Below are 25,136 nucleotides of genomic sequence, written 5' to 3'. Positions count from 1 at the left end.
GCGAAAACGGAAACGCCGTGTCGACGAAACGCCTGTGCCGCAGCGCGCTGCGAAGCCTATCGTGGAGGCCATCGGGGCGATGAGCCCGCAACCACACAGGAGTCCGAAATGTCCACGCCCATCCATTCCGAACGCAGCCTCCTGCTGCAGACGCAGGCCTCGGTCGCCCGCGCCCATGCGCTCGCCGTGCGCCAGCTGCCGGTCGCGATGACGCTCTCCGCGATCATCCTTTCGATCATCAACGTCAAGCTGTAGCCGCGCCTTGGATCAATCGGGCTTGATGTCCGCCGACTTGATCACCTTCGACCAGGTCGCCAGTTCCTGGTCGACGAATTTCGCGAGCGTCGCTGAGCCCATGTAGGTCGCGAAGGCGCCCTGCTCGTCCACCTTCTTGCGGAAGGCTTCGCTCTCGACGATCTTGCGCAGTTCCGCGCTCAGCCTGTTGACGACCTCCGGCGGCGTCTTCGCCGGCGCGAACACCGCGAACCACGACTCGACCTCGTAGCCCGGCAGCCCCGCCTCGGCCGAAGTCGGCACGTCGGGCATCGACGGGTGGCGCTTGCTGCCCGTGTAGGCCAGCGGCTTGATGCGACCGCCTGCGAAGTGGCCGATGACGGAGGGCGGCGTGGTGATGAACATGTCCACGTTGCCCGAGATCAGGTCGTTGATCGCCGGCCCCGAGCCCTTGTAGGGCACGTGCGTCATCGCCTGCTTCGCCTGCCGCGACAGCAGCTCGCCCGCGATGTGCTGGATCGAGCCGTTGCCCGAGGAGGCATAGAACAGCCCGCCCTCCTTCCTGCCGCCGTACTCGATGAGCTCCTTCATCGACTTCACAGGCAGCTTGCCGCTCACCGCGACCACGTGCGGCGCGCGCATCACCATCGCCACCGGCACGAAGTCCTTGGTGGGGCTCCACTTGATGTTCGGGTAGAGCGAGGGATTGCCCACGTGGTAGCCCGAGTACTGCATCAGCAGCGTGTAGCCGTCGGGCGCGGCGCGCGCCACGAACTCGGTGCCGATGTTGCCGCTCGCGCCGGGCTTGTTGTCGACGACGACGGGCTGCCCCAGCGCACGCTGCAGCGGCTCGCCGACCAGGCGGGCCATGATGTCGGTGGAGCCTGCCGGCGCGGTCGGCACGACCATCGTGATCGGCTTCGAGGGCCAGGCGTCGGCAGCGCTCGCGGCCGAAGCGGACAGCACAAGGCCGACCGCGACGAGGCGGTGGATGGTTTTCATGGTTTGTCTCCGGTGGTTTTGTTTTTGCTCGCTGTCTTCCGGGGCCTCGCCCTCAGGGCGACAGCTCCGAGATCTCGATCAGGTTGAGATCCGGATCGCGCACATAGACCGAGCGGATGCGCGAGGTGGCGCCGGTGCGCATCACCGGCCCTTCGAGGATCGGCACGCCCTGCCTTGCAAGACGCGCAATGACTTCGCCCAGCGGCACGCTGGCGATGAAGCACAGGTCCAGCGAGCCGGGCGTGGGCAGCTGCGCCTTGGGCTCGAACTCGTGGCCCTTCACATGCAGGTTGATCTTCTGGTTGCCGAAGCGAAAAGCCTTGCGGCCGGCGCCGAAGCTCTCCAGCGACATGCCCATCACATCGACATAGAAGCGGATGCAGGCCTCCTCTTGCGCGGTGGTCAGCACGAGGTGGTCCAGGTGGTCGATCATGGTTGCAGCTCCTTCGTTGCGAGCCCGCGCTGCCTTGCACGAGCCACGATGTCGTTGAAATCCGGCGGCGGCGCATGCCGCGTCAGCCGGTGGCCGGCGCGCGAGACCTGGGCGGGCAGATCGTGCTGCAGCAGCGCTTCCAGGGCCACTGCGGTGCCGACCAGGCCCGCGAGGTCCATGCCGGTGTCATAGCCCATGCATTGCAGCATGTGGACCACGTCCTCCGTCGCCACATTGCCGGTCGCGCCCGGCGCGTAGGGGCAGCCGCCGATGCCGCCGAGCGACATGTCGAGCCGGCGGATGCCGGCCTCGACCGCCGCCACCGTGTTCACGAGGCCCATGCCGCGCGTGTTGTGGAAGTGGGCCGTCCATTCCAGTGCCGGGTGGCTCGCCATCACCGCTTCGCAGATCTCCCCCACCTGCGTGGGATAGGCCATGCCCGTGGTGTCGCACAGCGTGATGCCCTGCACGTCCAGCGCGGCGAAGCGGTCGATCCAGCCACGCACGGCCGCCAGCGGCACCTCGCCCTCCATCGGGCAGCCGAACACGCATGAGAGCGACACGTTCACCGGCACGCCGGCGTGCTTCGCCAGGCCGATGACGTCGGCCAGCTGCGCGAAAGACTGCTCCCGCGTCATCCGCAGGTTGGCGAGGTTGTGCGTCTCGCTCGCCGACATGACGATGTTGAATTCGTCGATGCGGCTTTCCAGAGCGCGCTGCGCACCGCGCACATTGGGCACCAGCGCCGTGTAGACCACGCCGGGGCGGCGGGCGATCCGATTCATCACCTCCTCGCCGTCGCGCAGTGCGGGAATCGCCTTCGCCGAGGTGAAGGACGTGACTTCGATCTTCGCGTAGCCCAGGCCGCCGAGCCGGTCGATCAGCGCGATCTTGTCCTCCGTCGGGATGAAGCGGCTCTCCATCTGGAAGCCGTCGCGCGTCGCGACCTCGTTGATCAACAGCCGCGTGCCGTTGCCCTCCTTCATGCCGCCGCTCCTTCGGCACGGCGCGCGGGCCAGCCGCCGCCGCGCAGATCACCATCGTGCTCGCCCAGCCGGGGCGCGGGGTGCGCGATGCGGCCCGGCGTGGCACTGAGCTTGGGCACCACGCCAGGCACCTTCAGCGTGGCGCCGTCGGAAGTCGAGGCTTCCACGATCATCCCGCGCGCCAGGTATTGCGGGTCGCTCGCGATGTCGGCCACCGTGTAGATGCGCCCCACAGGCACGCCCGCCGCATCGAGTGCGGCCAGCACCTCGTCGCGGCTGCGCCGCAGCGTCCATGCCTCGATGGCGGCGTCGATCTCATCCACGCGCAGCACGCGGCCGTCGTTGTGCGCGAGCGCGGGGTCGCTTCCCAGGTCTTCCCGGCCGATGGCGCGCATCAGCCGGCGGAAGATGCTGTCGCCGTTGCCGGCCACCAGCACGTAGTGTCCGTCCTCGCAGCGGTAGGCGTTGGTCGGCGCGATGCCGGGCAGCGCGCTGCCGGCCCGCTCGCGCACGGCGCCGAAGGCGTCGTATTCGGGCAGCAGGCTTTCCATCACGTTGAACACCGACTCGTAGAGCGCCACGTCGATGAACTGCCCTTCTCCGCCATGGGTGGTACGGTGGTGCAGCGCGGTCAGCACGCCGATCACGCCGTGCAGCGCGGCCAGCGTGTCGCCCAGCGACACTCCCACGCGCACCGGCACCCGCCCCGGCTCGCCGCTCAGGTAGCGCAGGCCGCCCATCGATTCGCCGAGCACGCCGAAGCCGGGCTTGTCGCGATAGGGCCCGGTCTGCCCGTAGCCCGAGATGCGCAGCATGATCAGCCGCGGGTTCAGCGCATGCAGCTCTTCCCACCCCAGGCCCCAGCCTTCGAGCGTGCCGGGCTTGAAGTTCTCGATCAGCACGTCGGCCTCGAGCGCCAGTGCGCGCACGGCCTCCTGACCTTCGGTGCTGCGCAGGTCGAGGCACACCGAGCGCTTGTTGCGCGACTGCACCTCCCACCATGCCGAGGTGCCGTTGTCGCGCAGCAGCCGCCACTTGCGCAGCGGATCGCCGACGCCGACCGGCTCGACCTTGATCACGTCGGCACCGAACTCCGCCAGCGTCTTGCCGGCGAAGGGGCCGGCGATGAGCTGGCCGAGCTCCAGCACCTTCAGGCCTTCGAGTGCATTCATGTCCGCGTCCGTCTCCTTGGTTGGGCTGACCCCGACTCTAGGAACGGATCGCGGAATGCGGAATTGCTTTGGCGGCAGCAGTCCTTCGCGAAACGCGAAGGGGCTCTCTCGACTCTCCCTAGAATTCCCCAATGGCCAGCACCATCAATCCCGCGCGTGTCGATTTCGTGACGCTTCGCCTCTTCTGCGCCGTGGCCCAGTCGGGCAGCATCACCAAGGGTGCGGAGGCGTGCCACCTCGCGCTCTCGGCCGCAAGCCGGCGGCTATCCGATTTCGAAGCGGCAACAGGGTCGAAGCTGCTGGAACGCAGCTCCCAGGGCATCGCGCTCACGCCTGCGGGCCATGTGGCGATGCAGCATGCGATGCGGCTCTTCCAGGGCTTCGAGCAGTTCAGCAGCGAGCTCGGCGACTACTCGAGCGGCGTGCGCGGCCACGTGCGGCTGTGGGCCAACATGTCTGCGCTGACGGAGTTCCTGCCCGCTACGCTCGCGGCCTTTCTCGCGCAGCATCCGGACATCCGCGTCGAGGTCGAGGAGCAGCTGAGCGGCGACATCGTGCGCGCGCTCGTTGATGGGCTCGCAGACGTCGGCGTGTTCGCCGAGAACACCCCTGCCTACGGCCTCGACGTGCAGCCCTTCCAGACAGACGAGCTCGTGGTGCTCTGTGCGAAGCAGCATCCGCTGGCGCGCAGCCGCGTGAAGCAGACGGATTTCAGGAGCTGCCTCGCGCACGAGTTCGTGGGGCTGAACCGCAGCAGCTCGCTGCTGGAGCTGACCTCGCGCGCGGCCGAGCAGGCCGGCATTCCGATGCGCCTGCGCGTGCAGGTGCGCAGCTTCGACGCGATGTGCCACATGATCGCGGCCAACCTGGGCATCGGCGTGGTGCCGCTGGCCGCCTGCAAGGCGCAGGTGGAGGCGCTCGACCTGAAGGTCGTGCACCTCAAGGACGAATGGGCCACGCGGCGGCTGCTGATGGCGACGAAGACGGGGGCCGAGCTCTCCCCCGCGGCGCGGCTGCTGGTGCGCCAGTTGCTGCAGCCCGCCGCTCCCTGAGGCCGCTCGGCTGCCTCAGGGCTGCCGCGAGCTTGGTCTCACCCTTTCTCCAGCGCTGTCCATTCTTCGTCGGTGAAGAGCCTCGAACGCGTCAGGAAGCGCAAGCCCTCCGGCCCCTCCAGCGAGAACATGCCGCCGCGACCCGGCACCACGTCAATGATGAGCTGCGTGTGCTGCCAGTACTCGAACTGCGGCCCGCTGATGTAGAACGGCATGCCGCCGATGTGCCCCAGCAGCCTGTCGTAGTCGCCCACGATGAACTCGCCCTGCGCGTAGCACATCGGCGCGCTGCCGTCGCAGCAGCCGCCCGACTGATGGAACATCAGCGGGCCGTGCCCGGCGGCGAGCCTGTCGATCAGCGCAAGCGCTGCATCGGTCGCGGTGACGCGCAGGACTTCGCCGGTGCTGCTCATCAGAAGAAGCCCAGCTTGTTCTCGCTGTAGCTCACCAGCAGGTTCTTGGTCTGCTGGTAGTGGTCGAGCATCATCTTGTGGTTCTCGCGGCCGATGCCCGACTGCTTGTAGCCGCCGAAGGCCGCGTGCGCCGGATAGTGGTGGTAGCAGTTGGTCCACACGCGGCCGGCCTGGATGCCGCGGCCCATGCGGAAGGCGCGGTTCATGTCGCGGCTCCACACGCCGGCGCCGAGGCCGTAGAGGGTGTCGTTGGCGATGGCCAGCGCTTCTTCCTCGTCCTTGAAGGTGGTGACCGACACCACGGGGCCGAAGATTTCCTCCTGGAAGATCCGCATCCTGTTGTTGCCCCTGAACACCGTCGGCTTCACGTAATAGCCGCCGGCGAGGTCGCCTTCGAACTGGTGGCGCTCGCCGCCGATCAGCACTCTCGCGCCCTCCTGCCTGCCGATGTCGAGGTACGACAGGATCTTCTCCAGCTGCTCGCTGGAGGCCTGCGCGCCGATCATGGTGGCCATGTCCAGCGGGCTGCCCTGCTTGATGGCGGCCACGCGCTTGAGCGCGCGCTCCATGAAGCGGTCGTAGATCGACTCCTGGATCAGCGCGCGCGACGGGCAGGTGCAGACCTCGCCCTGGTTCAGCGCGAACATCGCGAAGCCTTCGAGCGCCTTGTCGAAGAAGGCGTCGTCCTTGTCCATCACGTCGGCGAAGAAGATGTTGGGCGACTTGCCGCCCAGCTCCAGCGTGACCGGAATCAGGTTCTGGCTCGCGTACTGGGAGATCAGCCGGCCCGTGGTGGTCTCGCCGGTGAAGGCGATCTTGCCGATGCGGTTGCTCGACGCCAGCGGCTTGCCCGCCTCCACGCCGAAGCCGTTGACCACGTTCAGCACGCCCGGCGGCAGCAGGTCGCCGATCAGCTCCATCAGCACCAGGATCGACACCGGCGTCTGCTCGGCCGGCTTGATCACCACGCAGTTGCCGGCCGCGAGCGCGGGCGCCAGCTTCCACACGGCCATCAGGATGGGGAAGTTCCACGGAATGATCTGCCCGACCACGCCGATGGGTTCGTGGAAGTGGTACGCGAAGGTTTCATGATCGATCTCGCTGATGCCGCCCTCCTGCGAGCGCACGCACGAGGCGAAGTAGCGGAAGTGGTCGATGGCCAGCGGCAGGTCGGCGGCGGTGGTCTCTCGGATGGGCTTGCCGTTGTCCCAGGTTTCCGCAGCCGCGAGCACGGCCAGGTTCTCCTGCATGCGGTCGGCGATCCTGTTGAGGATGTTCGCGCGTTCGGTCGTCGAGGTGCGGCCCCAGGCGGCCTTCGCCTTGTGGGCTGCGTCCAGCGCGCGCTCGATGTCGGCCGCGGTGGAGCGCGGCACCTCGCAGAAGACCTTGCCGGTCACGGGCGTGATGTTCTCGAAATACTGGTTCTCCGCCGGCGCGACCCATTCGCCGCCGATGTAGTTGCCGTAGCGCTTCTTGAACGGCACCGCGGTACCGAATTTGCCCGGTTCGAGCATGTCCATGACGTTGTCTCCATGTGCAGGGTGATGGCGCCGCGACATGCGGCGGCCGCACGCTCAAGCGCAAGCCGCGTACCCGGCCGGATCGGTAGATTCCCTGAGCGCCCTACCGAGGGGAGGCGGTCCCGGCAGCGGGTTTTCATTCGCAATCTGCGACATGTTCGGGCGAACATGGCGACTACGATGTCGCACAAGGCGAAACACCATCGGAGACACGCATGAGTGCACAAGCGCAGTTGCCGTCGATCGCAGTGGCACAGGCCCGGGAGCTCTTCTTCGAACAGGGCGCCGACCCCGTGCCCTGGATCGCCCCGCACATCTCACGCTCCTGGCAGCGCAGCCGCCCGGTCGACCACCAGGCCGTCGACCCCGAGCCGATGGCGCTCTCCCTGCTGAGCGAACGGCGCGAACAGGCCATGCGCCTGCTGAACTGCGCGCAGCCCGAGCTCGACGGCCTGGCCGAGCATGCGATCGGCAACGGCTGCGTGGTGATCCTGTCGGACGCCAGCGGGCTGATCCTCGAAGAGATCGGCAGCCCCGACTTCCTGCCCAAGGCCCAGCGCATCGCGCTGCAGCCGGGCGTGGAGTGGTCGGAGCACAACCGGGGCACCAACGCCATCGGCACCGCGCTGGCCGAGCGCGAAGCGCTGATGGTGCTGGGCGGCGAGCACTACCTGGCGCAGAACGGCGGACTCGGCTGCGCCGCAGCCCCCATCTTCACGGGACGCGGCGAGCTCGCGGGCGCGCTCGACATCTCTGGCGACACGGTGCGCGTGAACACGCACGCGCTCGGACTGGTCCGCATGGCGGCCCAGCAGGTCGAGCACCGCATGATGCTGGCCGAGGCCGGCGGCCACGTGCTGCGCTTCCATGCACGGCCGGCGCTGATCGGCACGGCGCGCGAGGGGCTGATGGTGATCGACGGCGGGCGCATCGTCGCGGCCAACCGCGTGGCGCTCGAACTGTTCGGCCGCTCCTGGAAAGACCTGCTCGACCTGGACGCCGACGACTTCCTCGGCCCGCACTGGCCGCGCATGGAGCACCGGCGCGGCCTGCTCACGCTGCCGGGCGGACGGCAGATCGCGACGGTGATGGAGCGCTCGGGCACGCCGGGCAGCCCACGTGCGACCCGGCGGCGCAGCGTGCCATCGCAGGCCGTGACCGAGGCCGACGACGTGCAGCCGCTGCTGCACAAGGCCGTGCGGGTGCTCAACGAAGGCGTCTCCGTGCTGGTCAACGGCGAGACCGGCAGCGGCAAGGAGGTGTTCTCGCGCCGGCTGCATGCTGCCAGCCGGCGCAGCGCAGGCCCCTTCGTCGCGGTGGATTGCGCGTCGCTGCCCGAGACGCTGATCGAATCGGAACTCTTCGGCTACGAGCAAGGCGCCTTCACCGGGGCCAGGCGCAAGGGCATGGCCGGGCGCATCCGAGAGGCCGACGGCGGCGTGCTGTTCCTCGACGAGATCGCGGAGATACCGCTGGCCCTTCAGACGCGGCTGCTGCGCGTGCTGGAGGAGCGCGTGGTCACGCCGCTGGGAGGCGGCCAGGGCGTGCCGGTGGACTTCGACCTTGTCTGCGCAACCCACGGCCACCTGCCCTCGCTGGTGGAGGCCGGCCGCTTCCGCGCCGACCTGATGTACCGCGTGGCCGGCTTCACGGTCACGCTGCCGGCGCTGAGGCAGCGCGACGATCGGCATGCGCTGATCTCGCGGCTGTTCCTCGAGGCGGGCGGCGCGGCGAAGCATCTGCAACTGGAGGCCGATGCCTTGGAAGCGTTGGCAGCCTACCGTTGGCCGGGCAACGTGCGCGAGCTGCGCAGCACGCTGCGCTCCATCGTGGCGCTGGCCGATGCGGGCGACTGCGTGACGGCAGCCATGCTCCCGCCGCATCTGCAGGATCTTGGGATGCAGCCTGCCGCCCCATCGCCGATGCCGACCGCTCCGCACGCGGCGCCCCTGCAGGCCATGACGCGCCAGGCGCTCGACGAGGCGCTAAAGGCCTGCGACCACGACGTCGCGAAGGCCGCGCGCAGGCTGGGCATCCATCGCAGCACGATCTACCGCCACCTCGCACGCCAGCGCGGCAAGCCTGCCGGCAACTGATGCCGGGGTCCGGCCGGAACCTGCATCGATCCTGGCCCGCCGTGCCGACCGCTACCAAAGACTGACTTGCCCCGGTGTGCCGGAGCGGCCAGACTTTGGGCGAAGCGCAGCTCCAGCATCCATGACCGCCCGCAAATCCGTCCGCCGCCTGTCCGCCGTTCCTTCGACCCTGCGGATTCCCCTGGCCGCGCGTGCCTCGGGCGACGCGATGTTCCCGCAGGTGGCCGTGCGCGACGCGTACGCCGCGGGCGTCCTCGAACAGATCCGCGACGAGGGCGATCCGCTGCCCGAAGACCGGGCCACCATCTACGGCATCCTCTCGCGCACGCGGCGCTTCCGCAGCCTGGCGCAGGAGTTCCTCAAGCAGCACCCTGGCGCGCGCATCGTGAACATGGGCTGCGGGCTGAGCCACTACTTCCAGTGGCTCGACGATGGCAGGTCGCGCATGACCGATGCCGACCTGCCCGAAGTGCTCGAACTGCGCCGCGCGCTGCTTCCCGAGCCCGGCGATCGCCATGACGTGCGCGAATTCGACCTGAGCGCAGCCAAGTGGTGGGATCAACTGGGCCTGCCGCGCAAGCGCGATGCGCAACCCGTCTTCCTCTTCACCGAAGGCGTGCTGATGTACCTGGAACCCGGGCAGGTCCAGGCGGTGCTCGCGACTTTCGGCGAGCGCGCGCCCGCCGGCTCCGTGCTCGCCTTCGACGCGATGTGCTGGCTCGCGGTGGGGCGCGGCAGGCAGCATCCCTCGGTGCGGGTGACCGGGGCGGAGTTCAAGTGGGGCATCCGCCGCACGGCCGAACTCACGCAGCCCCATCCGCGCCTGAGCCTCGAGAGCACCTACCGCGTGCTCGAAGGCTTCGGCCTGCCCTACACCCTGTTCGCGCCGATGGTCATGCTGTTCCTGGGCGTGCCGCTCTATGCGCTCTACGAACTGAAGGCGACGGACGGCGCCGATACATAAACGCACAATTTTTCGAATTGCCGGTTTTGTCCGGCGCGCGCTGCGCGGATCGGCTGACGCGGGCCGCGCTCCGATAAGGCCATGATCCGGGGGTGTTTACGGTCGCGGAAAATGCCATATCGTTTCTGCACTCCACCGTCCCTCCGTTCTTCCCCCCAAGAGATTCGCAACCCTCAAGAACCACATGCTTGATCGCCGATCCTTCCTTGCCGCCGGCAGTGCCGCTGCCGCACTCGCCGCCCTCGGACTGCCCGAAGAGGCCCTCGCCGCCAACGGCCTGCAGCTGAGCCAGCCCACGCCCTTCTCCTTCGACGCGCTGGTCGCGCAGGCGAAGGCGCTGGCCGGCAAGCCCTATGCCGCTGCCACGCCCCTGGCACCCGAGGTGCTCGACCGCATCGACTACGACGCGCACGGCAAGATCAAGTTCGACCCGGCCAACGCCCTCTTCCGCGACGGGCCCGGCGCATTTCCGGTCACCTTCTTCCACCTGGGGCGCTTCTTCCAGACCCCGGTGCGCATGAACGTGCTGGAGAACGCCGACGGCGACGTCTTCTCCCGGGAGGTGCTCTACAGCCCCTCCTACTTCTCGATGCCGCCCGACAGCCCGGCGCGCTCGCTGCCCCCGGGCGCGGGCTTCGCCGGCTTCCGTCTGCAGGAAAGCCGCCTGGGCGACCAGAGCAAGCTCGACTGGCAGAAGAACGACTGGGTGGCCTTCCTGGGCGCCTCGTACTTCCGCGCCATCGGCGAGCTCTACCAGTACGGCCTCTCCGCGCGCGGCATCGCGCTGGACGTGGCGGTGCCCGACCGGCCCGAGGAGTTCCCGAACTTCACCCGCTTCTACTTCGAGACGCCGGCGGCCAACAACACAACCTCGATGACGGTCTACGCGCTGCTCGAAGGGCCGAGCGTGACGGGCGTCTTCAAGTTCGTCATGCAGCGCACCAAGGCCGTCATCATGGACATCGATGCACGCCTGTTCATGCGCAAGGACGTGGCCCGCCTGGGCCTCGTGCCGCTCACCTCGATGTACTGGTACTCGGAAACCACCAAGCCCACCGCCATCGACTGGCGCCCCGAGGTGCACGACTCCGACGGCCTCGCGATCTGGAACGGCGCGGGCGAGCGCATCTGGCGCCCGCTCAACAACCCGACGCAGACGCGCGCATCGGCCTTCGCCGACACCAGGCCGCGCGGCTTCGGGCTGCTGCAGCGCGACCGAGCCTTCGACCACTACCAGGACGGCGTGAACTACGAGAAGCGCCCGAGCCTGTGGATCGAGCCGCTGGGCGACTGGGGCGAGGGCTCGGTGCAGCTCATCGAGATCCCGACCGACGACGAGATCCACGACAACATCGTCGCCTTCTGGGTGCCCAAGGCCGACGCGAAGGCCGGCACCAGCTACAGCCTGCAATACCGGCTGCACTGGACCGACCAGGAACCGTTTCCCTCGCCGCTGGCGCGCTGCGTGGCCACGCGCATCGGCCGCGGCGGTCAGCCGGGCCAGCCGCGTCCGCAGGGCGTGCGCAAGTTCATGGTGGAGTTCATCGGCCAGCCGCTGACGACCGTGCCCTTCGGCGTGAAGCCCGAGGTGGTGCTGACGGCCGCGCGCGGCAAGTTCTCGTACGTCTTCGCCGAGGCCGTGCCCAACGGCGTGCCGGGCCACTGGCGCGCGCAGTTCGACTTCACGCCCGAGGGCAACGAGCCGATCGACATGCGCCTGTACCTGAAGAACGGCGACCAGACGCTCACCGAGACCTGGCTGTACCAGTACCAGCCAGGCTGAGCCCTGACAGCTCCTTGCCGACGAAGCCTCAGCGCTTCGTGACCGAGATCAGCTCGACCTCGAAGTTGAGCGTGGCATTCGGCGGGATCACGCCGCCGGCGCCGCGCGAGCCGTATGCGATCGAGGGCGGGCAGGTCAGCTTGGCCTTGCCGCCCGGCTTCATCTTCTGCACGCCTTCGGTCCAGCACGGGATCACGCCGTTGAGCGGGAACTCGGTGGGCTCGCCGCGCTTGTAGGAGCTGTCGAATTCCTTGCCGCTGTCGGGGAAGGTGCCGCGGTAGTGCACCTTGACCACGTCGGTGGCGGCGGGCGACGCGCCGGTGCCTTCCTTGATCAACTGGTAGACCAGGCCGCTGGGCGTGGTCACGGGCGCGGACTGCGCGAATGCGGCGGGCACGGCAGCGAAGGAAACCAGGGCGGCACAGAAAAGAGACTTCACGGAACACCTCGAGGATTGAGAGGCCTCGATTATGGCCAGCGGCCATGCAGGCCCACGGTGGAACAGCCCTTGCTTTGGCGAATGTGCACTGTCAACATTCACGAAGAGAGGAAGTCGCATGAACTCCACCACCGCCGCCGGCACGGCCGCATCGCCGGCCCCTGCAGGCACAGGCCATCTCAAGAAGGTGCTCGGCCCCGTCCAGCTCTGGGGCATCGCGGTGGGCCTCGTCATATCGGGTGAGTACTTTGGTTGGAGCTACGGCTGGAACACGGCCGGCACGCTCGGCTTCCTGGTCGCCACGGTGCTGGTGGCGACCATGTACACCACCTTCATCTTCAGCTTCACCGAGCTTTCCACCGCCATTCCGCACGCGGGCGGTCCCTTCGCCTACGCGCGCCGCGCCTTCGGCCCCACCGGCGGCTTCGTCGCGGGCTTCGCGACGCTGATCGAATTCGTCTTCGCGCCGCCGGCGATCGCGCTGGCCATCGGTGCGTATCTCAACGTGCAGTTCCCGGGCATCAACCCGAAGTGGTTCGCGCTCGGCGCGTACGTGATCTTCATCGGGCTCAACTGGATCGGCGTGGGCATCGCCGCGGCCTTCGAACTCTTCGTGACGGTGCTGGCCATCGTGGAGCTGCTGGTGTTCATGGGCGTGGTCACCCCGGGCTGGAGCATGGCCAACTTCGTGGCCAACGGCTGGGCCGGCGGCAGCGTGCTGAACGGCACGGCCATCGCAGGCATCTTCGCTTCCATCCCCTTTGCGATCTGGTTCTTCCTCGCCATCGAGGGAGCGGCCATGGCGGCCGAGGAGGCGCGCGATCCGCACCGCACCATTCCCATCGCGTACACCACCGGCATCGTCACCCTGGTGGTGCTGGCCTTCGGCGTGATGATCTTCGCAGGCGGCGTGGGCGACTGGCGCAAGCTCGCCAACATCAACGACCCGCTGCCGCAGGCGATGAAGGCGGTGGTGGGAGACAACAGCGGCTGGCTGCACATGCTGGTGTGGATCGGCCTCTTCGGCCTGATCGCATCGTTCCACGGGATCATCATGGGCTACTCGAGGCAGATATTCGCGCTGGCGCGCGCGGGCTATCTGCCGCGCTACTTCGCCGGCCTGAGCCCGCGCTTCGACACGCCGCACCGTGCGCTGCTGGCCGGCGGCGTGATCGGCGTCATCGCCATCTTCAGCGACGAGTGGGTGCAGTTCGGCGGCCAGACGCTCACCGCCAACATCGTGACCATGGCGGTGCTCGGCGCCATCGTGATGTACCTGATCTCGATGGCCGCGCTCTTCAAGCTGCGCCGCAGCGAGCCCGACCTGCTGCGCACCTATCGCGCGCCCTTCTACCCCGTGTTCCCGGCCATCGCGCTCGGCCTCGGCGTGGTCTGCCTGGGCGCGATGGTGTGGTTCAACGGCATGCTCACGCTGCTGTTCGTCGTGCTGATGGCTGCCGCCTACGGCTACTTCCTGCTGACGTCGGGGCAGCGCGACGCGGCAGCGCCCGACGAGATGTTGTCTTCATCGACCACCACCAGCTGACACCCGCGCAAGCTCCAGATAGATGCTGTATCGCACCACCATCGCCGGCCAGGGCTATGCCTTCGAGGACCTGCGCCAGGTCATGGCCTTCGCAAGCCCGGCCCGCTCGGGCGACTACCTCGCGGGCATCGGCGCGGCCACGGCGCAGCAGCGGATGGCCGCGCGGCACGTGCTGGCCGAAACGCCGCTCAGGCAGTTCCTCACCGAAGCGCTGATTCCCTACGAGAGCGACAACATCACGCGCCTCATCATCGACAGCCACGACGCGCAGGCCTTCGCGCAGGTGTCGCACCTCACGGTGGGAGACTTCCGCAACTGGCTGCTGTCCGATGCGGCGACCACCGCCACGCTCACCGCGCTCGCACCGGGCCTCACGCCGGAGATGGTCGCGGCAGTTTCCAAGCTCATGCGCAACCAGGACCTGGTATCGGTCGCCAAAAAATGCAGCGTGGTCACGCGCTTTCGCGACACCATCGGCCTGCCCGGCCATCTCTCGGTGCGCCTGCAGCCCAACCACCCGACCGACGACCTGCGCGGCGTGGCCGCCTCCACGCTCGACGGCCTGCTCTACGGGGCGGGCGACGCGGTGATCGGGCTCAACCCGGCCTCCGACAGCATGCCCGTGCTCGGCCGCCTGCTGCACATGCTCGACGAGGTCATCCAGCGCTTCGAGATTCCCACGCAGAGCTGCGTGCTCACTCACGTGACCAACACGCTCAAGCTTGCCGAAGCCGGCGCGCCAGTCGACCTGGTGTTCCAGTCGATCGCAGGCACAGAGAAGGCGAACCTCTCCTTCGGCGTGACGCCCGAACTGCTCGACGAGGCCTACGCCGCAGCGCTGTCGCTCCAGCGCGGCACCGTGGGCGACAACGTCATGTACTTCGAGACCGGCCAGGGCAGCGCACTGTCGGCCAACGCCAACTTCGGCGTCGACCAGCAGACCTGCGAGGCGCGCGCCTATGCGCTGGCGAGGCGCTACAAGCCCTTTCTCATCAACACCGTCGTCGGCTTCATCGGCCCGGAGTACCTGTACGACGGCAAGCAGATCATCCGCGCCGGGCTGGAAGACCACTTCTGCGGCAAGCTGCTGGGCCTGCCCATCGGCTGCGACGTCTGCTACACCAACCATGCCGAGGCCGACCAAGACGACATGGACACGCTGCTCGTGCTGCTGGGCACCGCGGGCATCAACTTCATCATGGGCATCCCGGGTGCGGACGACGTGATGCTCAACTACCAGAGCACTTCGTTCCACGACGCACTGTTCCTGCGCGATACGCTGGGCCTGAAGCGCGCGCCCGAATTCGAGGCATGGCTGCAGCGCATGCAGATCACCGACACGGCCGGCAGGCTGGCCCCGCCCTCGCCCGCTTCCTCCAACCGGCTGCTGGCCGACATGAGCGGGCTTTCCGCACTGGCGTCATGAGCAGCCCCGAATCGCCCGTCACCCCCAACCCGTGGGCGCAATGGCGCTCCGCCACGCCCGCCCGGCTCGCGCTCGGGCGCGCCGGCTCGGGCATGCCCACCGACGAGACGCTGCGCTTCGGCTGGGCCCATGCGATGGCGCGCGACGCGATCCATGCCGCGCTCGACGTGGATGCACTCGAGTCGGCGCTCGCCGCGCAGCACTGGGAAGTGGCCCGCGTGCGCAGCCGTGCCGCGGACCGCACCGAATACCTGCGCCGGCCCGACTTCGGCCGCCAGCTCGACGAAGACTGCGCCACCCGCCTCCTCGGCGAGCGGCGCTACGGCTGCGATGTCTGCGTCGTGATCGGCGACGGGCTCTCCTCGCTGGCCGTCGCGCGCCACGCGGTGCCTCTGCTGGCCGCGCTGCGCACGCACCTGCCGCCCGACATCCGCTTCGCTCCGGTGGTCATCGCCACGCAGGCGCGGGTGGCGCTGGCGGACGAGGTGGGCGAACTCTTCGGCGCGGCGCTGTCGGTCATGCTGATCGGCGAGCGCCCGGGCCTGAGTTCGCCAGACAGCCTCGGCATCTACCTGACCCACACGCCCAAGCGCGGCCGGCACGACGCCGAGCGCAACTGCATCTCGAACGTGCGCCCCGAGGGACTGCCCTACGGCGCGGCCGCGTTCAAGCTGGCATGGCTGATGCGAGAGTCCCTGCGCAGGGGGCTGACGGGCGTCGGGCTCAAGGACGAGAGCGACCTCGCGGTGCTGGAGCAGCGCCACGGGCCCGAGATCGGCCGGGCGGACGGCCTCCCCAAGTAGAAAATATGCAATAAAATGACTTTTAAGCAGGTTAACAGTCATTTTATTGATGCCCAAAAGCAGCCACAGCCTTTCGGCCCTGCCTTCTCAGACAACTCGTCCCCTTGAACAGCTGGGCTTGCGCCTTCGCGCGCACAGGGTCCATCGCGAGTGGACGGTCGCCGAAATGGCCGAGCGACTGCTGTGTTCCCCCAACACGCTGCGCGCGCTCGAATCCGGCAAGCCGGGCACCAGCATCGGTCTGCTGGCCCATGCGTTGTGGCTCTTGGGCGAAATCGATTCGCTGGACAGCGTCGCCCCCGCCCCTGCAGGACTGGTGGCAAAACGCCGGGTGCGCAAGTCGGCAACGCAAGGCGCGGCGGGCGTGATCGCGGAGGACGAGCGTGACTTCTGAAGCCAGCGAAGTCGAGCGGCGTGTCTACGTCGGGCTTGCGCACCGAACCGGCGCGCAGGTACAACCGGCCGGGCTGATGAAGCTCGTTCGCCGTGGTGTCATGGAGTCCGGCGAATTCGCCTACGGCCGGCGCTACCTCGAAGACCCGGAAGCTGCACCGCTCAACCCCGAGCACCTGCCGCTGCGCGACGCTGCCTTCGTGCTGGCCGAGGGCCGCATCCGCGATGGCGGCGCCATGCCGCTCACGCTGCGCGACGCACTGCCAGACAGTTGGGGACGCAAGGTGCTCGAAATACGCCAGGGCAGGCCACTCTCGGACATCGACGCGCTTTTGTTGACCAACGAGGACCGCGTAGGTGCGATGGTGTTCGCCGAAACCCTGCCCATCCGCAGCGACGAACCACCGGTCGCACTCCGGTCGCTACAGGAACTCGCCGATGCCTCGCATCGCATCGAGCAAGGCCTGGAGGTCGGCCCCGACATGCATCTGTTGCTGCGCGGCGGAAGCCTGGGCGGCGCGCGTCCCAAGGCAGCGTTTGTGCACGAGGGTCGGCGCTGGATCGCCAAGTTCGCATCGCGCGGTGACGACCACGACGTGGAAGTGATCGAGGCGGCCACGCTCTGGCTGGCCGATGCGTGCGGAATCGAGGTACCACCTTTCCTGTTGCAGCCTCTCTCGTCAGGGCATGCCTTGCTGGTCGAGCGCTTCGACCGCGCAGGACCGGTGACAGACGAGCGACGCTTTCACTACCTCTCGGCGTCGGCGCTGCTCGATGTGCCTTATGAATCCAGCCGGGGCAGCTATGTCGAACTGGCCCAACTGCTGCGGCGCATCTCTGCGCAGCCACAAGAGGACCTGACGGAGTTGTTCCGGCGGCTGGTGTTCAACCTGGCAGTTGGGAACAGCGACGATCACGTCAAGAACCATGGCGCGCTGCGCAGCGACGACGGAAGGTGGCGTCTGGCCCCGGCTTTCGATCTCGTCATGCAGCTTGGCGGTCACACGGGCTATCAGGAGCTCGCCATTCTTCCAGGGCAGCACGCGTCGAGCCTCGCCCTGGCGCGCGAGGCGGCGCCGCACTTTGGCCTGTCGGCTGCAGCGGCGGAAGAAATCATTGTGGCTATCGGCGAGAAGGTTGCCGTTCATGCGGCGGCAAGCGCGGCGACTGCCGGGGGAAATGGGGCGCTGGTGCGGCGGGTGGCGCACTTTGTTGAACTTCAGGCAGAACGCATCGCGGCTTAGCGCGCCTTGCGGCGCAATGCATGCTCATCACGCACAGCCTGGCACGCCTGATGCGTAGGTTGGGACTCATCTCAATCTGCAACGCTCAAAACAGGAAAAGCATGCAACGCCGCCTCGTCCTTCTCACCCCCATGGCCGCCGCACTCGTCGCCGCTGGATGTGCCAGCCTCACGCCTGCAAAGAGCCTTGCCCCCGCGAACTGGGACGCCTTCAACCGCGCGCAGATCGAGGGCCTGATCGCCAGCCTGGGCAAGGGCAGCCCGGGCTACGACGCCGCGAAGCCGCCGTACGTGGTGTTCGACTGGGACAACACCAGCGTGTTCCTCGACATCGAGGAAGCCGCGCTCATCTACCAGCTGGAGAACCTGGTCTTCGGCGCCACGCCCGCGCAGCTCGAGGTGGCGCTGCGCAAGAACATTCCGAAGAAGGACTTCCTGCCCGCATACAACAACGCGGCCGGCCAGCCGGTGAGCATCGACACCGTGGTGCCGGACATCCTCGCGAGCTACACATGGCTCTACCAGAACTACAAGGGGCTGAAGGGCGACCAGTCGCTGGCCGTGGTGGCATTGAGCCCGCACTACGGCGCATTCACCACCAAGGTGCGCTATCTCTACGAAGCCATCGGCGACACCTTCGACCACGACACGGCCTACCCGTGGGTCACCTACCTCTTCGCCGGCATGACCGAGGCGCAGGTGCGCAAGCTCACGGTCGACACCGTGGCCTGGCAGCTGAAGGAGCCCGTGACCAAGGTCAAGTGGACTTCGCCCGCAGCCCTGCCCGGACGCGCCGGCGTGGTCTCGGTGAGCTGGAAGAACGGCCTTCGCCTGCAGCCCGAGATGCAACAGCTGTATGCTGCGTTCCGCAACGCGGGCTTCGACGTGTGGGTGTGCTCGGCCTCCTTCGTCGACGTGATCAAGGAGATCTCGTCGAACCCGGCCTTCGGCTACAACAACGCGCCCGAGCGCGTGCTCGCGATGGAGCTGGAGCGCGACGCCCGCGGCGTGATCCAGCCCGAGTTCCGCCGCGGCTACGACCAGACGCAGGGTCCGGGCAAGACCAAGAACATCCGGCGCTTCCTGGTCAGCAAGTACGGCTACGGCCCCAGCTTCGTGGCCGGCGACAGCGAAGGCGACCAGAACATGATGGCCGACTTCGCCGACACGAAGAAGGTGCTGATCGTCAACCGCCTGCGCGATCCGAAGACCGACATCGGCAAGTTCTCCGCCATGGCGGTGCAGAACTACGGCAAGGCCGACACGCGCTACCTGCTGCAGGGGCGCGACGACAACACGGGCTCGTGGGTGAGTTCGCAGTTGCACACGCCGCTGGGCGCCACGCAGGGCAAGGCGCTGAAATAAGACCCGGCCTCGGCTGCGCCCATCTCGCGGGCCGGCCCTCCGCATCTGCGGAACTATGATGACCCGTCAAGGCAAACAAACCACGACGGAGACAGACATGGCCGCAGACCGCTACCCCCTTGCCGAACTGAAAGACCTGCCCGAGGACATCCGCACCGCGATCCTCGCGGTGCAGGAAAAGGCCGGCTTCGTGCCCAACGTGTTCCTGGCCCTCGCGCGCCGCCCCGCGGAGTGGCGCGCCTTCTTCGCGTACCACGACGCGCTGATGCTCAAGGAGGAAGGCTCGCTCACCAAGGGCGACCGCGAGATGATCGTGACCACCACCAGCGCGGCCAACATGTGCCTCTACTGCGTGGTGGCCCATGGCGCGCTGCTGCGCATCTACGAGAAGAAGCCGCTGGTGGCCGACCAGGTGGCGGTGAACTACCTCAAGGCCGACATCACGCCGCGGCAGCGCGCGATGCTCGACTTCGCGATGAAGGTCTGCGAGCGCTCCCACGAGATCGACGACAGCGACTTCCCGCCGCTGCACGCCCACGGCTTCGACGACGAGGACATCTGGGACATCGCGGCCATCACCGCCTTCTTCGGGCTGAGCAACCGGCTCGCCAGCTTCAGCGGCATGCAGCCGAACAACGAGTTCTTCCTGATGGGGCGGGTGCCGCGCGAGAAGAAATAGGCTGAAGAACCAGAACGAGCAGCGGGACGCGGGCGACGCTTTCGCTGAGGGCGCAGAAGAGCGAACCGGATTCTTGTCGGGCTCTTTCGCGCTCTTCGCGGAATCTTCGCGTCCTTTGCAGCCGGCAGTCCGATCCCGCTTCCCTCAGCCCTTGCCGCGGCAGGAAGCCAGCGCGTCCAGCGCCGGCTTGTAGGTCGGCGTGGTCACGTCCATCACGCCCAGCACCGTGTGGTAGAGGTTGTCGTGCGTGAGCGGCGCGTCGAGCCCCGCTTCCATACACGAGCGCGAGAGCTTGCGCCGCTCGCTCATGCCTTCGCTGAACCAGGTGATCATGGGCACGTGCTTCTGCGCGTCGGGCGCGAAGCTGTAGGGCACGCCATGCAGGAACAGGCCGAACTCGCCGAGCGATTCGCCGTGGTCGCTGATGTAGAGCATCGCCGGGTCGTACCGCTTCGACTGCGCCTTGAGCCAGTCGATGGTCTGGCCGAGGAAGCGGTCGGTCTGCACGATCGAGTTGTCGTACACGTTCATCAGCTCGGCGTGGGCGCAGTCTGCAAGGGCGTTGGTCTTGCACTCGGGCAGGAAGCGCTTCACGTCGGGTGCGGAGCGCTTGTAGTAGGCGGGCCCGTGGCTGCCCATCTGGTGCATCACCAGCACCACGCCCTTGGCGCGGCGCTCGGCAGGCAGCGCGGCGATGCGCTCGTCCAGGCCCTTGAGCATCACGTCGTCCAGGCACTCGTCGCCGTCGCACAGCGCCTTCTTGGTGGCGGGGTCGAGCCCGGCGAAGGCCGATGCGTTGGGAATGCGCTCGCACACGCCCTTGCAGCCGGCCTGGTTGTCGAGCCAGAACACGGCCAGGCCGGCGGCCTGCAGCACGTCGACCAGGGTTTCGTAGTCGTCCTTGCGCGACTCGTAGCCTTCCTTGCCCAGCGGCGAGAACATGCAGGGCACCGAAGCCAGGGTGTTGGTGCCGCAGGAGCGCACCTCGCGGTAGCTCAGCACGCCGCGCCTGGCCAGCTCGGGCGTGGTGTCGCGGGCGTAGCCGTTGAGGGCGAAATGGTCGGCACGCGCCGTCTCGCCCACCACCACCACGAAGAGCGGCGGCTTGGTCTGCGATGCATAGCTCGCGCCCAGCGCCGTTCCCGCGGTGATGGAGACCAGCTTGCCGCTGCGCTTGAAAAGAGGCTTGATGAAGAGCGAGCCGGTGGAATAGATCGACGCGATCGGATTCATCATGTAGCGCAGGTGCACGTTGTTGCGCATCAGCGGCGCCAGTTCGCGGTTCATGGCCACCGCGGTGCCCACCGCCACGATGACGGACAGCAGCAGCAGACCCACGTTGCGCGCGAGCTTGGGCAGGATGCGCATGGGCACGACGCGCACCCGCCAGATCAGCCAGGCCGCCGGCAGCACCACCACCGCCACGTTGAAGGCCATGCGCCAGCTCAGCAGGTCGCGCGCCTCGTTGGGGTCGGTCTGCAGCGCGTTGGCGATCATGCTGGGGTCCATCACCACGCGGTACTGGAGCATGTAGTGCTGCACCACCGCGGCCAGCACCACCACCAGCAGCCACAGCGGCTTCATCCAGCGCGACCAGGCCGTGAACGAGAGGATGGCCGCCGAGCCGCACAGCGTGAGCAGGCTCATTGACACGACCGTGGACATGTAGCTGCTGGGCGCGCCGCCGATGCGGGCCAGCTCGTTCCAGAGCGGCCAGTTCGTGGTCAATACCAGATAGAGGCTGAGCCAGAGGACGACCAGGGCCGCCGAGCGCGGACGCTGCAACCAGAGGTCGAACCGTGCCCACGGGGCGCCGGAGGGAGGCAACTGTGGTGTTTTGGACTCAGGAGTACCCGCCTGTTCCACGGGAACAGGCGAAATTCGCGAAACAGACATCTCGCGAATGTAACTAGCCCGGCTGAAGCGAGGCTGAATTGCCCCTTCAGTCCGTGTTCAGACTCGCCGCCCTGCGCAGCCTCGATCTGGCCGAGCGCCGCCGCGCCACCAGGGCGCCCGATGCAGCCTGGCTCAGCGGCCGGCTGATGCCCCGCTCCACCACGATCGCCACCAGCGCGCCGAGCATGGTCGCCGCCACGATGTCGGACGGGAAATGCAGGCCGAGGTACACCCGGCTCCATGCCACCAACGCCGCCACGACCAGCGCCGCCAGCATCGGCAAGCGCGACGGCAGGCACCACAGCGCGAACGCCGCGGCGAAGGTACCGGCCGCATGCATGCTCGGGAAGCCCGGCCGCACGCCCTGCGGCACCCACTGGATGCCCAGCCCGTAGAAGGCCGGCCGGGGAATCGGCGCCAGGGAGCGGATCACGGTCACCACGATCCAGGCGGCCAGTACGCTCAGCAGCACGGTGAACAGCGCATAGCGCCAGCGACGGCTGAACAAGGCGCTGAAGCCGATGGCCAGCGTGAGCATGGCTGGCAGCAGGTCGGAGCAGAACTCGGCGAAGGCCAGGCTCCATGCCGCCGCCGAAGGGCCGGCGTTGATCAGCCCGAAGAGCGCGAAATCAAGGCCCTGCATGTGCCGGGATCGCCGTGGCCGTGCCGCGCGAGCCGAAGCGCGCGACGGCCGTGTCGATGACGAGGCCCACCGTCCAGCAGACCCAGCCGGTCCAGAGGGTGTGGCTCATGTAGTGCGCGCCGCGCAGCTGCTGGGCCACGCCCAGTACCAGGCCCGCGGCCATGGCCGTCCACAGCCAGATCGTTGCCGCGCGGGCCGATGCCCGCCGCAGCACGAAGTACCCGCCCAGGTAGGCGAACGCCGCCGAGGCGTGGCCGGCCGGGAAGCACCCGCCGGGGCCGCCGTCGCTCACGCCCCACGACCAGTGCGACACGTAGCGCGCGACACCGCCGAATTCCTGCAGGTCCCAGGGGCAGCTGGTGTGGCTCGCGTGCTTGATCATGCTGACCGCGATCACCGAGCCGAGCACCGTCAGGGCCAGCTGGACGCGGAAGGCGGTATCGAGGCGCCGCAGCACGCCGAAGGGCCAGCGGATCGCGACGAACAGCAGGACCACCAGGGCCCAGCTGAGATTGCGGGCGCCCTCATGCATGACGTGGACCATGAAGGGGTTCTCGCGCAGCGCGAACCCGAGGTGCGAGCCCGCCATGCGCGCCAGGAAGAGATCGCCGCCGGTCGCGTCCCACGCCATCAGCGCAGCGAATGCGAAAAGGGTGAAAACCCACAGGCGGAGAAGGGTGGGACGGGTCATGGAGGCAGGCGGGACTGACAAACAGCCGCGAGCCTACGTTTGCGGAATGAACCGAGCCTGAAGCAACCTGAACCGAATCTGACCGGAAAGCCCGCGGGCGGCGGGCTTTCGGGGCGGCTTTTTCGGGGACGCTAGACTCTTTTTCTCGTTGAAAGGACATGGCGTGCGCATATTGCTTGTCGAAGATGACACCGCATTGGCAGACGCCGTCTGCAGCTACCTGCTCGCCAAGGCTTTCGTGGTCGACGTGGCGCCCAGCCTGGCCGATGCCCGCGCCGCCCTGCTCTCGGTGCAGTACGCGGCGGTACTGCTCGACCTGCACCTGGGCGACGGCGACGGCCTCTCGCTGCTGCCGCAGGTGCGCGCCCTGCCCGAGCGCCCCATCGTCATCGTGCTGACCGCGCGCGACCAGGTGACCGACCGCATCCGCGGGCTGGACGCCGGCGCCGACGACTACCTCATCAAGCCCTACGACCCGGCCGAGCTGCTGGCGCGCCTGCGCGCGGTGGAGCGGCGGCGCAGCTCGAACAGCTCGCCGGTGCTGCAACTGGGCAACCTCGAGATCGACCTGGCGCACGACATGGTGCGCAAGAGCGGCTCGCCGATCACCCTCACCCAGAAGGAATGGGCGCTGCTGCGCGTGATGGCCACCCGGCCCGAGCGCATCCACACGCGCGAGAACCTCGCCGACGCCCTCTATGGCTTCGGCGACGAGGCCGACAGCAACACGCTCGAAGTCTTCATCAGCCGGCTGCGGCGCAAGCTCGGCCGCAGCCACATCCAGACGTTGCGCGGCCTGGGCTACCGGCTGTCGTCCTCGGACGAGGACGAATGAGCGCCGCGCGAACGGCCCAAGGCTCCCGCGGCTCGGAGACTGCCCGTTGAGCACGAGCAGCTTCCTCGCCGGCCGCCAGTCGCTCGCCGGGCGGCTGACCCGCACGCTGATCCTGTGGGTCGGCGGCGTGTGGCTTCTGTGCGTGCTCGCAGTGGTCTGGTATGTGGACCGCGAGATCAACCACAACTTCGACAACGAGCTCATCGAGGTCTCGCACCGCATGTTCGCGATGGCGGTGCAGGAACTGGAGCGGTTGCAGCATTCGGGCACCCAGCAGCCGCGCGAGCCGCTGATCGCGCCCAAGCAGCTCTTCTCGGAAGACGCGGTGATCTACCAGATCGTCGACCCGCACGAGCACGTGCTGCTGCGCTCCGCCGAGGCTCCCGCCGACACCTTCGACGTGCCGCTGGCCGCCGGCTTCGCGAACAACTCGAGCTGGCGCATCTACACCGTGCGCCATCCCACGCTGGGCCTGTTCTTCCAGGTGGCCGACCCGCTCGACGAGCGGCGCCATGCGCTCAACCGCACGCTCTTCGGGCTGATCATTCCGCTCGGCGCGGTGCTGCCGCTGCTGGCGCTGGTGCTGCGCAACGTGGCGCGCACGGAGCTCCGCGTCCTGCAGGAGCTGGCAGCCGAGATCGAGAAGCGCAGCGGCGCCGACCTGAGGCCGATCGCGCTGCCCGGCGAGCTGCCGAGGGAGCTGCGCACCGTGGGCGACCACCTCAACCGGCTGCTGGAGCGGCTGTCGCATTCGCTGGACGTGGAGCGCGCCCTGGCGGCCAATGCAGCGCACGAGCTGCGCACCCCGCTGGCCGCGGCCCGCCTGCGGCTGCAGACCGCACTCGACCACGACCTGAGGCGCAATGACGTGCAGGCCGCGCTCGACGCGCTGCGCACCCTGAGCCACCGCACCGAGAAGCTGCTGCAGCTATCGCGCGCGGAGTCTGGCGCCTCGTTCACGCGCAACCAGGTCGACCTGGTGCAGCTCGCAGGCGCCGTGGCGCAGGACTTCTGGCAAGACCCGCAGAACACCGAGCGACTGATGCTCAAGGTGCCCGACACCGCGTCGCCGGAGGTCCTGGGCGACGTGGACGCGCTGGCCATCGCGCTGCGCAACCTGGTGGAGAACGCGCTGCGCTACGGCGGCGGCCGCGTCGTCATCGAGGTGATGGCGCCGTGCACGATGGCCGTGCGCGATTCGGGCAAGGGCGTCACCCCCGAACAGCTCGCCACGCTGCGCGAGCGCCATGTGCGCCACAGCTCCGACCGGGCAGGCTACGGGCTGGGCATCTCGATCGTCGGCACGATCGTCGAGAAGCACGGCGGCCGGCTGGAGCTCTCTTCCCCGCCGCCGGGCGCGACGCAGGGCTTCGAGGCCCGCATCGTGCTGCAGCAGGCCTGATCGGCCGGCCGGCGCGACCTCGGCGCCGAGGGGCTTCCTTCCTCGACACGAGGTCACGGGAATCGTCGAAGCCGAACGGATGGGCGCCATACATCGCCGCCACCTCCTTCACGAGGCCCT

At 68.1% G+C, this 25,136-nt stretch carries 24 protein-coding genes; 14 read left to right on the top strand and 10 right to left on the bottom strand.

Going from position 1 to position 25,136, the window contains the following annotated elements:
• Positions 1-108: 108 nt before the first annotated feature.
• Positions 109-255 (top strand): hypothetical protein, encoded by a 147-nt coding sequence (locus ACTJLF_RS28000; protein ID WP_019652010.1) that lies wholly within the window; start codon positions 109-111, stop codon positions 253-255.
• Positions 256-267: 12 nt separating this feature from the next.
• Here ACTJLF_RS28000 and ACTJLF_RS27995 read toward each other — a convergent pair whose 3' ends face one another.
• The 4 genes from ACTJLF_RS27995 to ACTJLF_RS27980 are packed head-to-tail and all read right to left on the bottom strand — an operon-like array spanning position 268 to position 3,827.
• Entirely contained in the window at positions 268-1,236 is a 969-nt protein-coding gene (locus tag ACTJLF_RS27995) for a Bug family tripartite tricarboxylate transporter substrate binding protein (RefSeq protein ID WP_440884340.1), read from the bottom strand.
• Positions 1,237-1,288: 52 nt separating this feature from the next.
• Complete coding sequence (locus ACTJLF_RS27990) at positions 1,289-1,669, bottom strand: VOC family protein (protein ID WP_440884339.1); 381 nt, start codon at positions 1,667-1,669, stop codon at positions 1,289-1,291.
• Positions 1,666-2,655, bottom strand: a complete 990-nt coding sequence (locus ACTJLF_RS27985) for a hydroxymethylglutaryl-CoA lyase (RefSeq protein WP_440884338.1) — start codon at positions 2,653-2,655, stop codon at positions 1,666-1,668. Before ACTJLF_RS27985 ends, ACTJLF_RS27990 begins: the two co-directional genes overlap by 4 nt.
• On the bottom strand, positions 2,652-3,827 hold the full coding sequence (locus ACTJLF_RS27980; RefSeq protein WP_440884337.1) for a CaiB/BaiF CoA transferase family protein: 1,176 nt from the start codon (positions 3,825-3,827) through the stop codon (positions 2,652-2,654). The genes ACTJLF_RS27985 and ACTJLF_RS27980 overlap by 4 nt, the downstream gene beginning before the upstream one ends.
• Positions 3,828-3,958: 131 nt before the next feature.
• Between ACTJLF_RS27980 and ACTJLF_RS27975 the strand changes: the two genes are divergently transcribed.
• Positions 3,959-4,879 carry a LysR substrate-binding domain-containing protein gene (locus ACTJLF_RS27975; RefSeq protein WP_132751415.1) on the top strand — a complete coding sequence of 307 codons (921 nt, stop codon included), beginning with the start codon at positions 3,959-3,961 and terminating at the stop codon, positions 4,877-4,879.
• Between the two features lie 38 nt (positions 4,880-4,917).
• Here the strand turns inward: ACTJLF_RS27975 and ACTJLF_RS27970 are convergent, their stop codons facing one another.
• The gene (locus tag ACTJLF_RS27970; RefSeq protein WP_145758747.1) at positions 4,918-5,292 is read right to left on the bottom strand and encodes a DUF779 domain-containing protein; all 375 of its coding nucleotides are present in this window, start codon (positions 5,290-5,292) and stop codon (positions 4,918-4,920) included.
• Entirely contained in the window at positions 5,292-6,812 is a 1,521-nt protein-coding gene (adh, locus tag ACTJLF_RS27965) for an aldehyde dehydrogenase (RefSeq protein WP_126182244.1), read from the bottom strand. Before adh ends, ACTJLF_RS27970 begins: the two co-directional genes overlap by 1 nt.
• Before the next feature lie 215 nt (positions 6,813-7,027).
• Between adh and ACTJLF_RS27960 the strand changes: the two genes are divergently transcribed.
• From ACTJLF_RS27960 to ACTJLF_RS27950, 3 genes are all read left to right on the top strand, one after another.
• Positions 7,028-8,908, top strand: a complete 1,881-nt coding sequence (locus ACTJLF_RS27960) for a sigma-54-dependent Fis family transcriptional regulator (protein ID WP_440884336.1) — start codon at positions 7,028-7,030, stop codon at positions 8,906-8,908.
• A 121-nt stretch (positions 8,909-9,029) separates the two neighbouring features.
• On the top strand, positions 9,030-9,872 hold the full coding sequence (locus ACTJLF_RS27955) for a class I SAM-dependent methyltransferase (RefSeq protein ID WP_132798365.1): 843 nt from the start codon (positions 9,030-9,032) through the stop codon (positions 9,870-9,872).
• Positions 9,873-10,056: 184 nt separating this feature from the next.
• Complete coding sequence (locus tag ACTJLF_RS27950; RefSeq protein WP_126182247.1) at positions 10,057-11,655, top strand: glucan biosynthesis protein; 1,599 nt, start codon at positions 10,057-10,059, stop codon at positions 11,653-11,655.
• 28 nt (positions 11,656-11,683) lie between these two features.
• On the opposite strand, the gene ACTJLF_RS27945 is transcribed toward ACTJLF_RS27950, so the two are convergent.
• Complete coding sequence (locus ACTJLF_RS27945; RefSeq protein WP_184603965.1) at positions 11,684-12,094, bottom strand: FKBP-type peptidyl-prolyl cis-trans isomerase; 411 nt, start codon at positions 12,092-12,094, stop codon at positions 11,684-11,686.
• 118 nt (positions 12,095-12,212) lie between these two features.
• Between ACTJLF_RS27945 and eat the strand changes: the two genes are divergently transcribed.
• From eat to ACTJLF_RS27910, 7 genes are all read left to right on the top strand, one after another.
• The gene (gene eat / locus ACTJLF_RS27940; RefSeq protein ID WP_019651989.1) at positions 12,213-13,640 is read left to right on the top strand and encodes an ethanolamine permease; all 1,428 of its coding nucleotides are present in this window, start codon (positions 12,213-12,215) and stop codon (positions 13,638-13,640) included.
• Positions 13,641-13,662: 22 nt separating this feature from the next.
• Positions 13,663-15,066: an ethanolamine ammonia-lyase subunit EutB gene (locus ACTJLF_RS27935; RefSeq protein ID WP_184603968.1), complete on the top strand. Its 1,404-nt coding sequence runs from the start codon at positions 13,663-13,665 to the stop codon at positions 15,064-15,066.
• A complete protein-coding gene (gene eutC / locus ACTJLF_RS27930; RefSeq protein ID WP_184603970.1) occupies positions 15,063-15,869 on the top strand; it encodes an ethanolamine ammonia-lyase subunit EutC in 807 nt (268 codons plus the stop codon). Before ACTJLF_RS27935 ends, eutC begins: the two co-directional genes overlap by 4 nt.
• 49 nt (positions 15,870-15,918) lie before the next feature.
• The gene (locus tag ACTJLF_RS27925; RefSeq protein ID WP_440884335.1) at positions 15,919-16,263 is read left to right on the top strand and encodes a helix-turn-helix domain-containing protein; all 345 of its coding nucleotides are present in this window, start codon (positions 15,919-15,921) and stop codon (positions 16,261-16,263) included.
• A complete protein-coding gene (locus tag ACTJLF_RS27920) occupies positions 16,253-17,506 on the top strand; it encodes a type II toxin-antitoxin system HipA family toxin (protein ID WP_440884334.1) in 1,254 nt (417 codons plus the stop codon). The genes ACTJLF_RS27925 and ACTJLF_RS27920 overlap by 11 nt, the downstream gene beginning before the upstream one ends.
• Before the next feature lie 101 nt (positions 17,507-17,607).
• Positions 17,608-18,870, top strand: coding sequence for a haloacid dehalogenase-like hydrolase (locus tag ACTJLF_RS27915; protein WP_440884333.1), 1,263 nt, complete (start codon positions 17,608-17,610; stop codon positions 18,868-18,870).
• Between the two features lie 97 nt (positions 18,871-18,967).
• Positions 18,968-19,549 carry a peroxidase-related enzyme gene (locus tag ACTJLF_RS27910; RefSeq protein ID WP_440884332.1) on the top strand — a complete coding sequence of 194 codons (582 nt, stop codon included), beginning with the start codon at positions 18,968-18,970 and terminating at the stop codon, positions 19,547-19,549.
• Between the two features lie 144 nt (positions 19,550-19,693).
• Here ACTJLF_RS27910 and ACTJLF_RS27905 read toward each other — a convergent pair whose 3' ends face one another.
• The 3 genes from ACTJLF_RS27905 to ACTJLF_RS27895 are packed head-to-tail and all read right to left on the bottom strand — an operon-like array spanning position 19,694 to position 22,779.
• Positions 19,694-21,445, bottom strand: a complete 1,752-nt coding sequence (locus tag ACTJLF_RS27905; protein ID WP_440884331.1) for a phosphoethanolamine transferase — start codon at positions 21,443-21,445, stop codon at positions 19,694-19,696.
• A 46-nt stretch (positions 21,446-21,491) separates the two neighbouring features.
• Positions 21,492-22,088: a phosphatase PAP2 family protein gene (locus ACTJLF_RS27900; protein ID WP_354323915.1), complete on the bottom strand. Its 597-nt coding sequence runs from the start codon at positions 22,086-22,088 to the stop codon at positions 21,492-21,494.
• Positions 22,075-22,779, bottom strand: a complete 705-nt coding sequence (locus ACTJLF_RS27895) for a phosphatase PAP2 family protein (protein ID WP_440884330.1) — start codon at positions 22,777-22,779, stop codon at positions 22,075-22,077. The genes ACTJLF_RS27900 and ACTJLF_RS27895 overlap by 14 nt, the downstream gene beginning before the upstream one ends.
• Positions 22,780-22,942: 163 nt before the next feature.
• On the opposite strand from ACTJLF_RS27895, the gene ACTJLF_RS27890 reads away from it, so the two are divergent.
• Complete coding sequence (locus tag ACTJLF_RS27890) at positions 22,943-23,614, top strand: response regulator (protein ID WP_019651979.1); 672 nt, start codon at positions 22,943-22,945, stop codon at positions 23,612-23,614.
• A gap of 46 nt (positions 23,615-23,660) precedes the next feature.
• Positions 23,661-25,016 (top strand): sensor histidine kinase, encoded by a 1,356-nt coding sequence (locus ACTJLF_RS27885; RefSeq protein ID WP_440884329.1) that lies wholly within the window; start codon positions 23,661-23,663, stop codon positions 25,014-25,016.
• Positions 25,017-25,136: the final 120 nt, after the last annotated feature.

The sequence above is a fragment of the Variovorax sp. 22077 genome (assembly GCF_052044195.1).
GTDB classification, from domain to species: Bacteria; Pseudomonadota; Gammaproteobacteria; order Burkholderiales; family Burkholderiaceae_C; genus Variovorax; species Variovorax atrisoli.
Note: the sequence above shows the minus strand (reverse complement) of the source record. Positions and strands in the feature narration are given on the sequence as shown.

Excerpts from the sequence above, each read along its gene's own strand:
- ACTJLF_RS28000 (WP_019652010.1), top strand. The coding sequence starts at position 109 with ATGTCCACGCCCATCCATTCCGAACGCAGCCTCCTGCTGCAGACGCAG.
- ACTJLF_RS27995 (WP_440884340.1), bottom strand. The coding sequence starts at position 1,236 with ATGAAAACCATCCACCGCCTCGTCGCGGTCGGCCTTGTGCTGTCCGCT.
- ACTJLF_RS27990 (WP_440884339.1), bottom strand. The coding sequence starts at position 1,669 with ATGATCGACCACCTGGACCACCTCGTGCTGACCACCGCGCAAGAGGAG.
- ACTJLF_RS27985 (WP_440884338.1), bottom strand. The coding sequence starts at position 2,655 with ATGAAGGAGGGCAACGGCACGCGGCTGTTGATCAACGAGGTCGCGACG.
- ACTJLF_RS27980 (WP_440884337.1), bottom strand. The coding sequence starts at position 3,827 with ATGAATGCACTCGAAGGCCTGAAGGTGCTGGAGCTCGGCCAGCTCATC.
- ACTJLF_RS27975 (WP_132751415.1), top strand. The coding sequence starts at position 3,959 with ATGGCCAGCACCATCAATCCCGCGCGTGTCGATTTCGTGACGCTTCGC.
- ACTJLF_RS27970 (WP_145758747.1), bottom strand. The coding sequence starts at position 5,292 with ATGAGCAGCACCGGCGAAGTCCTGCGCGTCACCGCGACCGATGCAGCG.
- adh (WP_126182244.1), bottom strand. The coding sequence starts at position 6,812 with ATGGACATGCTCGAACCGGGCAAATTCGGTACCGCGGTGCCGTTCAAG.
- ACTJLF_RS27960 (WP_440884336.1), top strand. The coding sequence starts at position 7,028 with ATGAGTGCACAAGCGCAGTTGCCGTCGATCGCAGTGGCACAGGCCCGG.
- ACTJLF_RS27955 (WP_132798365.1), top strand. The coding sequence starts at position 9,030 with ATGACCGCCCGCAAATCCGTCCGCCGCCTGTCCGCCGTTCCTTCGACC.
- ACTJLF_RS27950 (WP_126182247.1), top strand. The coding sequence starts at position 10,057 with ATGCTTGATCGCCGATCCTTCCTTGCCGCCGGCAGTGCCGCTGCCGCA.
- eat (WP_019651989.1), top strand. The coding sequence starts at position 12,213 with ATGAACTCCACCACCGCCGCCGGCACGGCCGCATCGCCGGCCCCTGCA.
- ACTJLF_RS27935 (WP_184603968.1), top strand. The coding sequence starts at position 13,663 with ATGCTGTATCGCACCACCATCGCCGGCCAGGGCTATGCCTTCGAGGAC.
- eutC (WP_184603970.1), top strand. The coding sequence starts at position 15,063 with ATGAGCAGCCCCGAATCGCCCGTCACCCCCAACCCGTGGGCGCAATGG.
- ACTJLF_RS27925 (WP_440884335.1), top strand. The coding sequence starts at position 15,919 with ATGCCCAAAAGCAGCCACAGCCTTTCGGCCCTGCCTTCTCAGACAACT.
- ACTJLF_RS27915 (WP_440884333.1), top strand. The coding sequence starts at position 17,608 with ATGCAACGCCGCCTCGTCCTTCTCACCCCCATGGCCGCCGCACTCGTC.
- ACTJLF_RS27910 (WP_440884332.1), top strand. The coding sequence starts at position 18,968 with ATGGCCGCAGACCGCTACCCCCTTGCCGAACTGAAAGACCTGCCCGAG.
- ACTJLF_RS27905 (WP_440884331.1), bottom strand. The coding sequence starts at position 21,445 with ATGTCTGTTTCGCGAATTTCGCCTGTTCCCGTGGAACAGGCGGGTACT.
- ACTJLF_RS27900 (WP_354323915.1), bottom strand. The coding sequence starts at position 22,088 with ATGCAGGGCCTTGATTTCGCGCTCTTCGGGCTGATCAACGCCGGCCCT.
- ACTJLF_RS27895 (WP_440884330.1), bottom strand. The coding sequence starts at position 22,779 with ATGACCCGTCCCACCCTTCTCCGCCTGTGGGTTTTCACCCTTTTCGCA.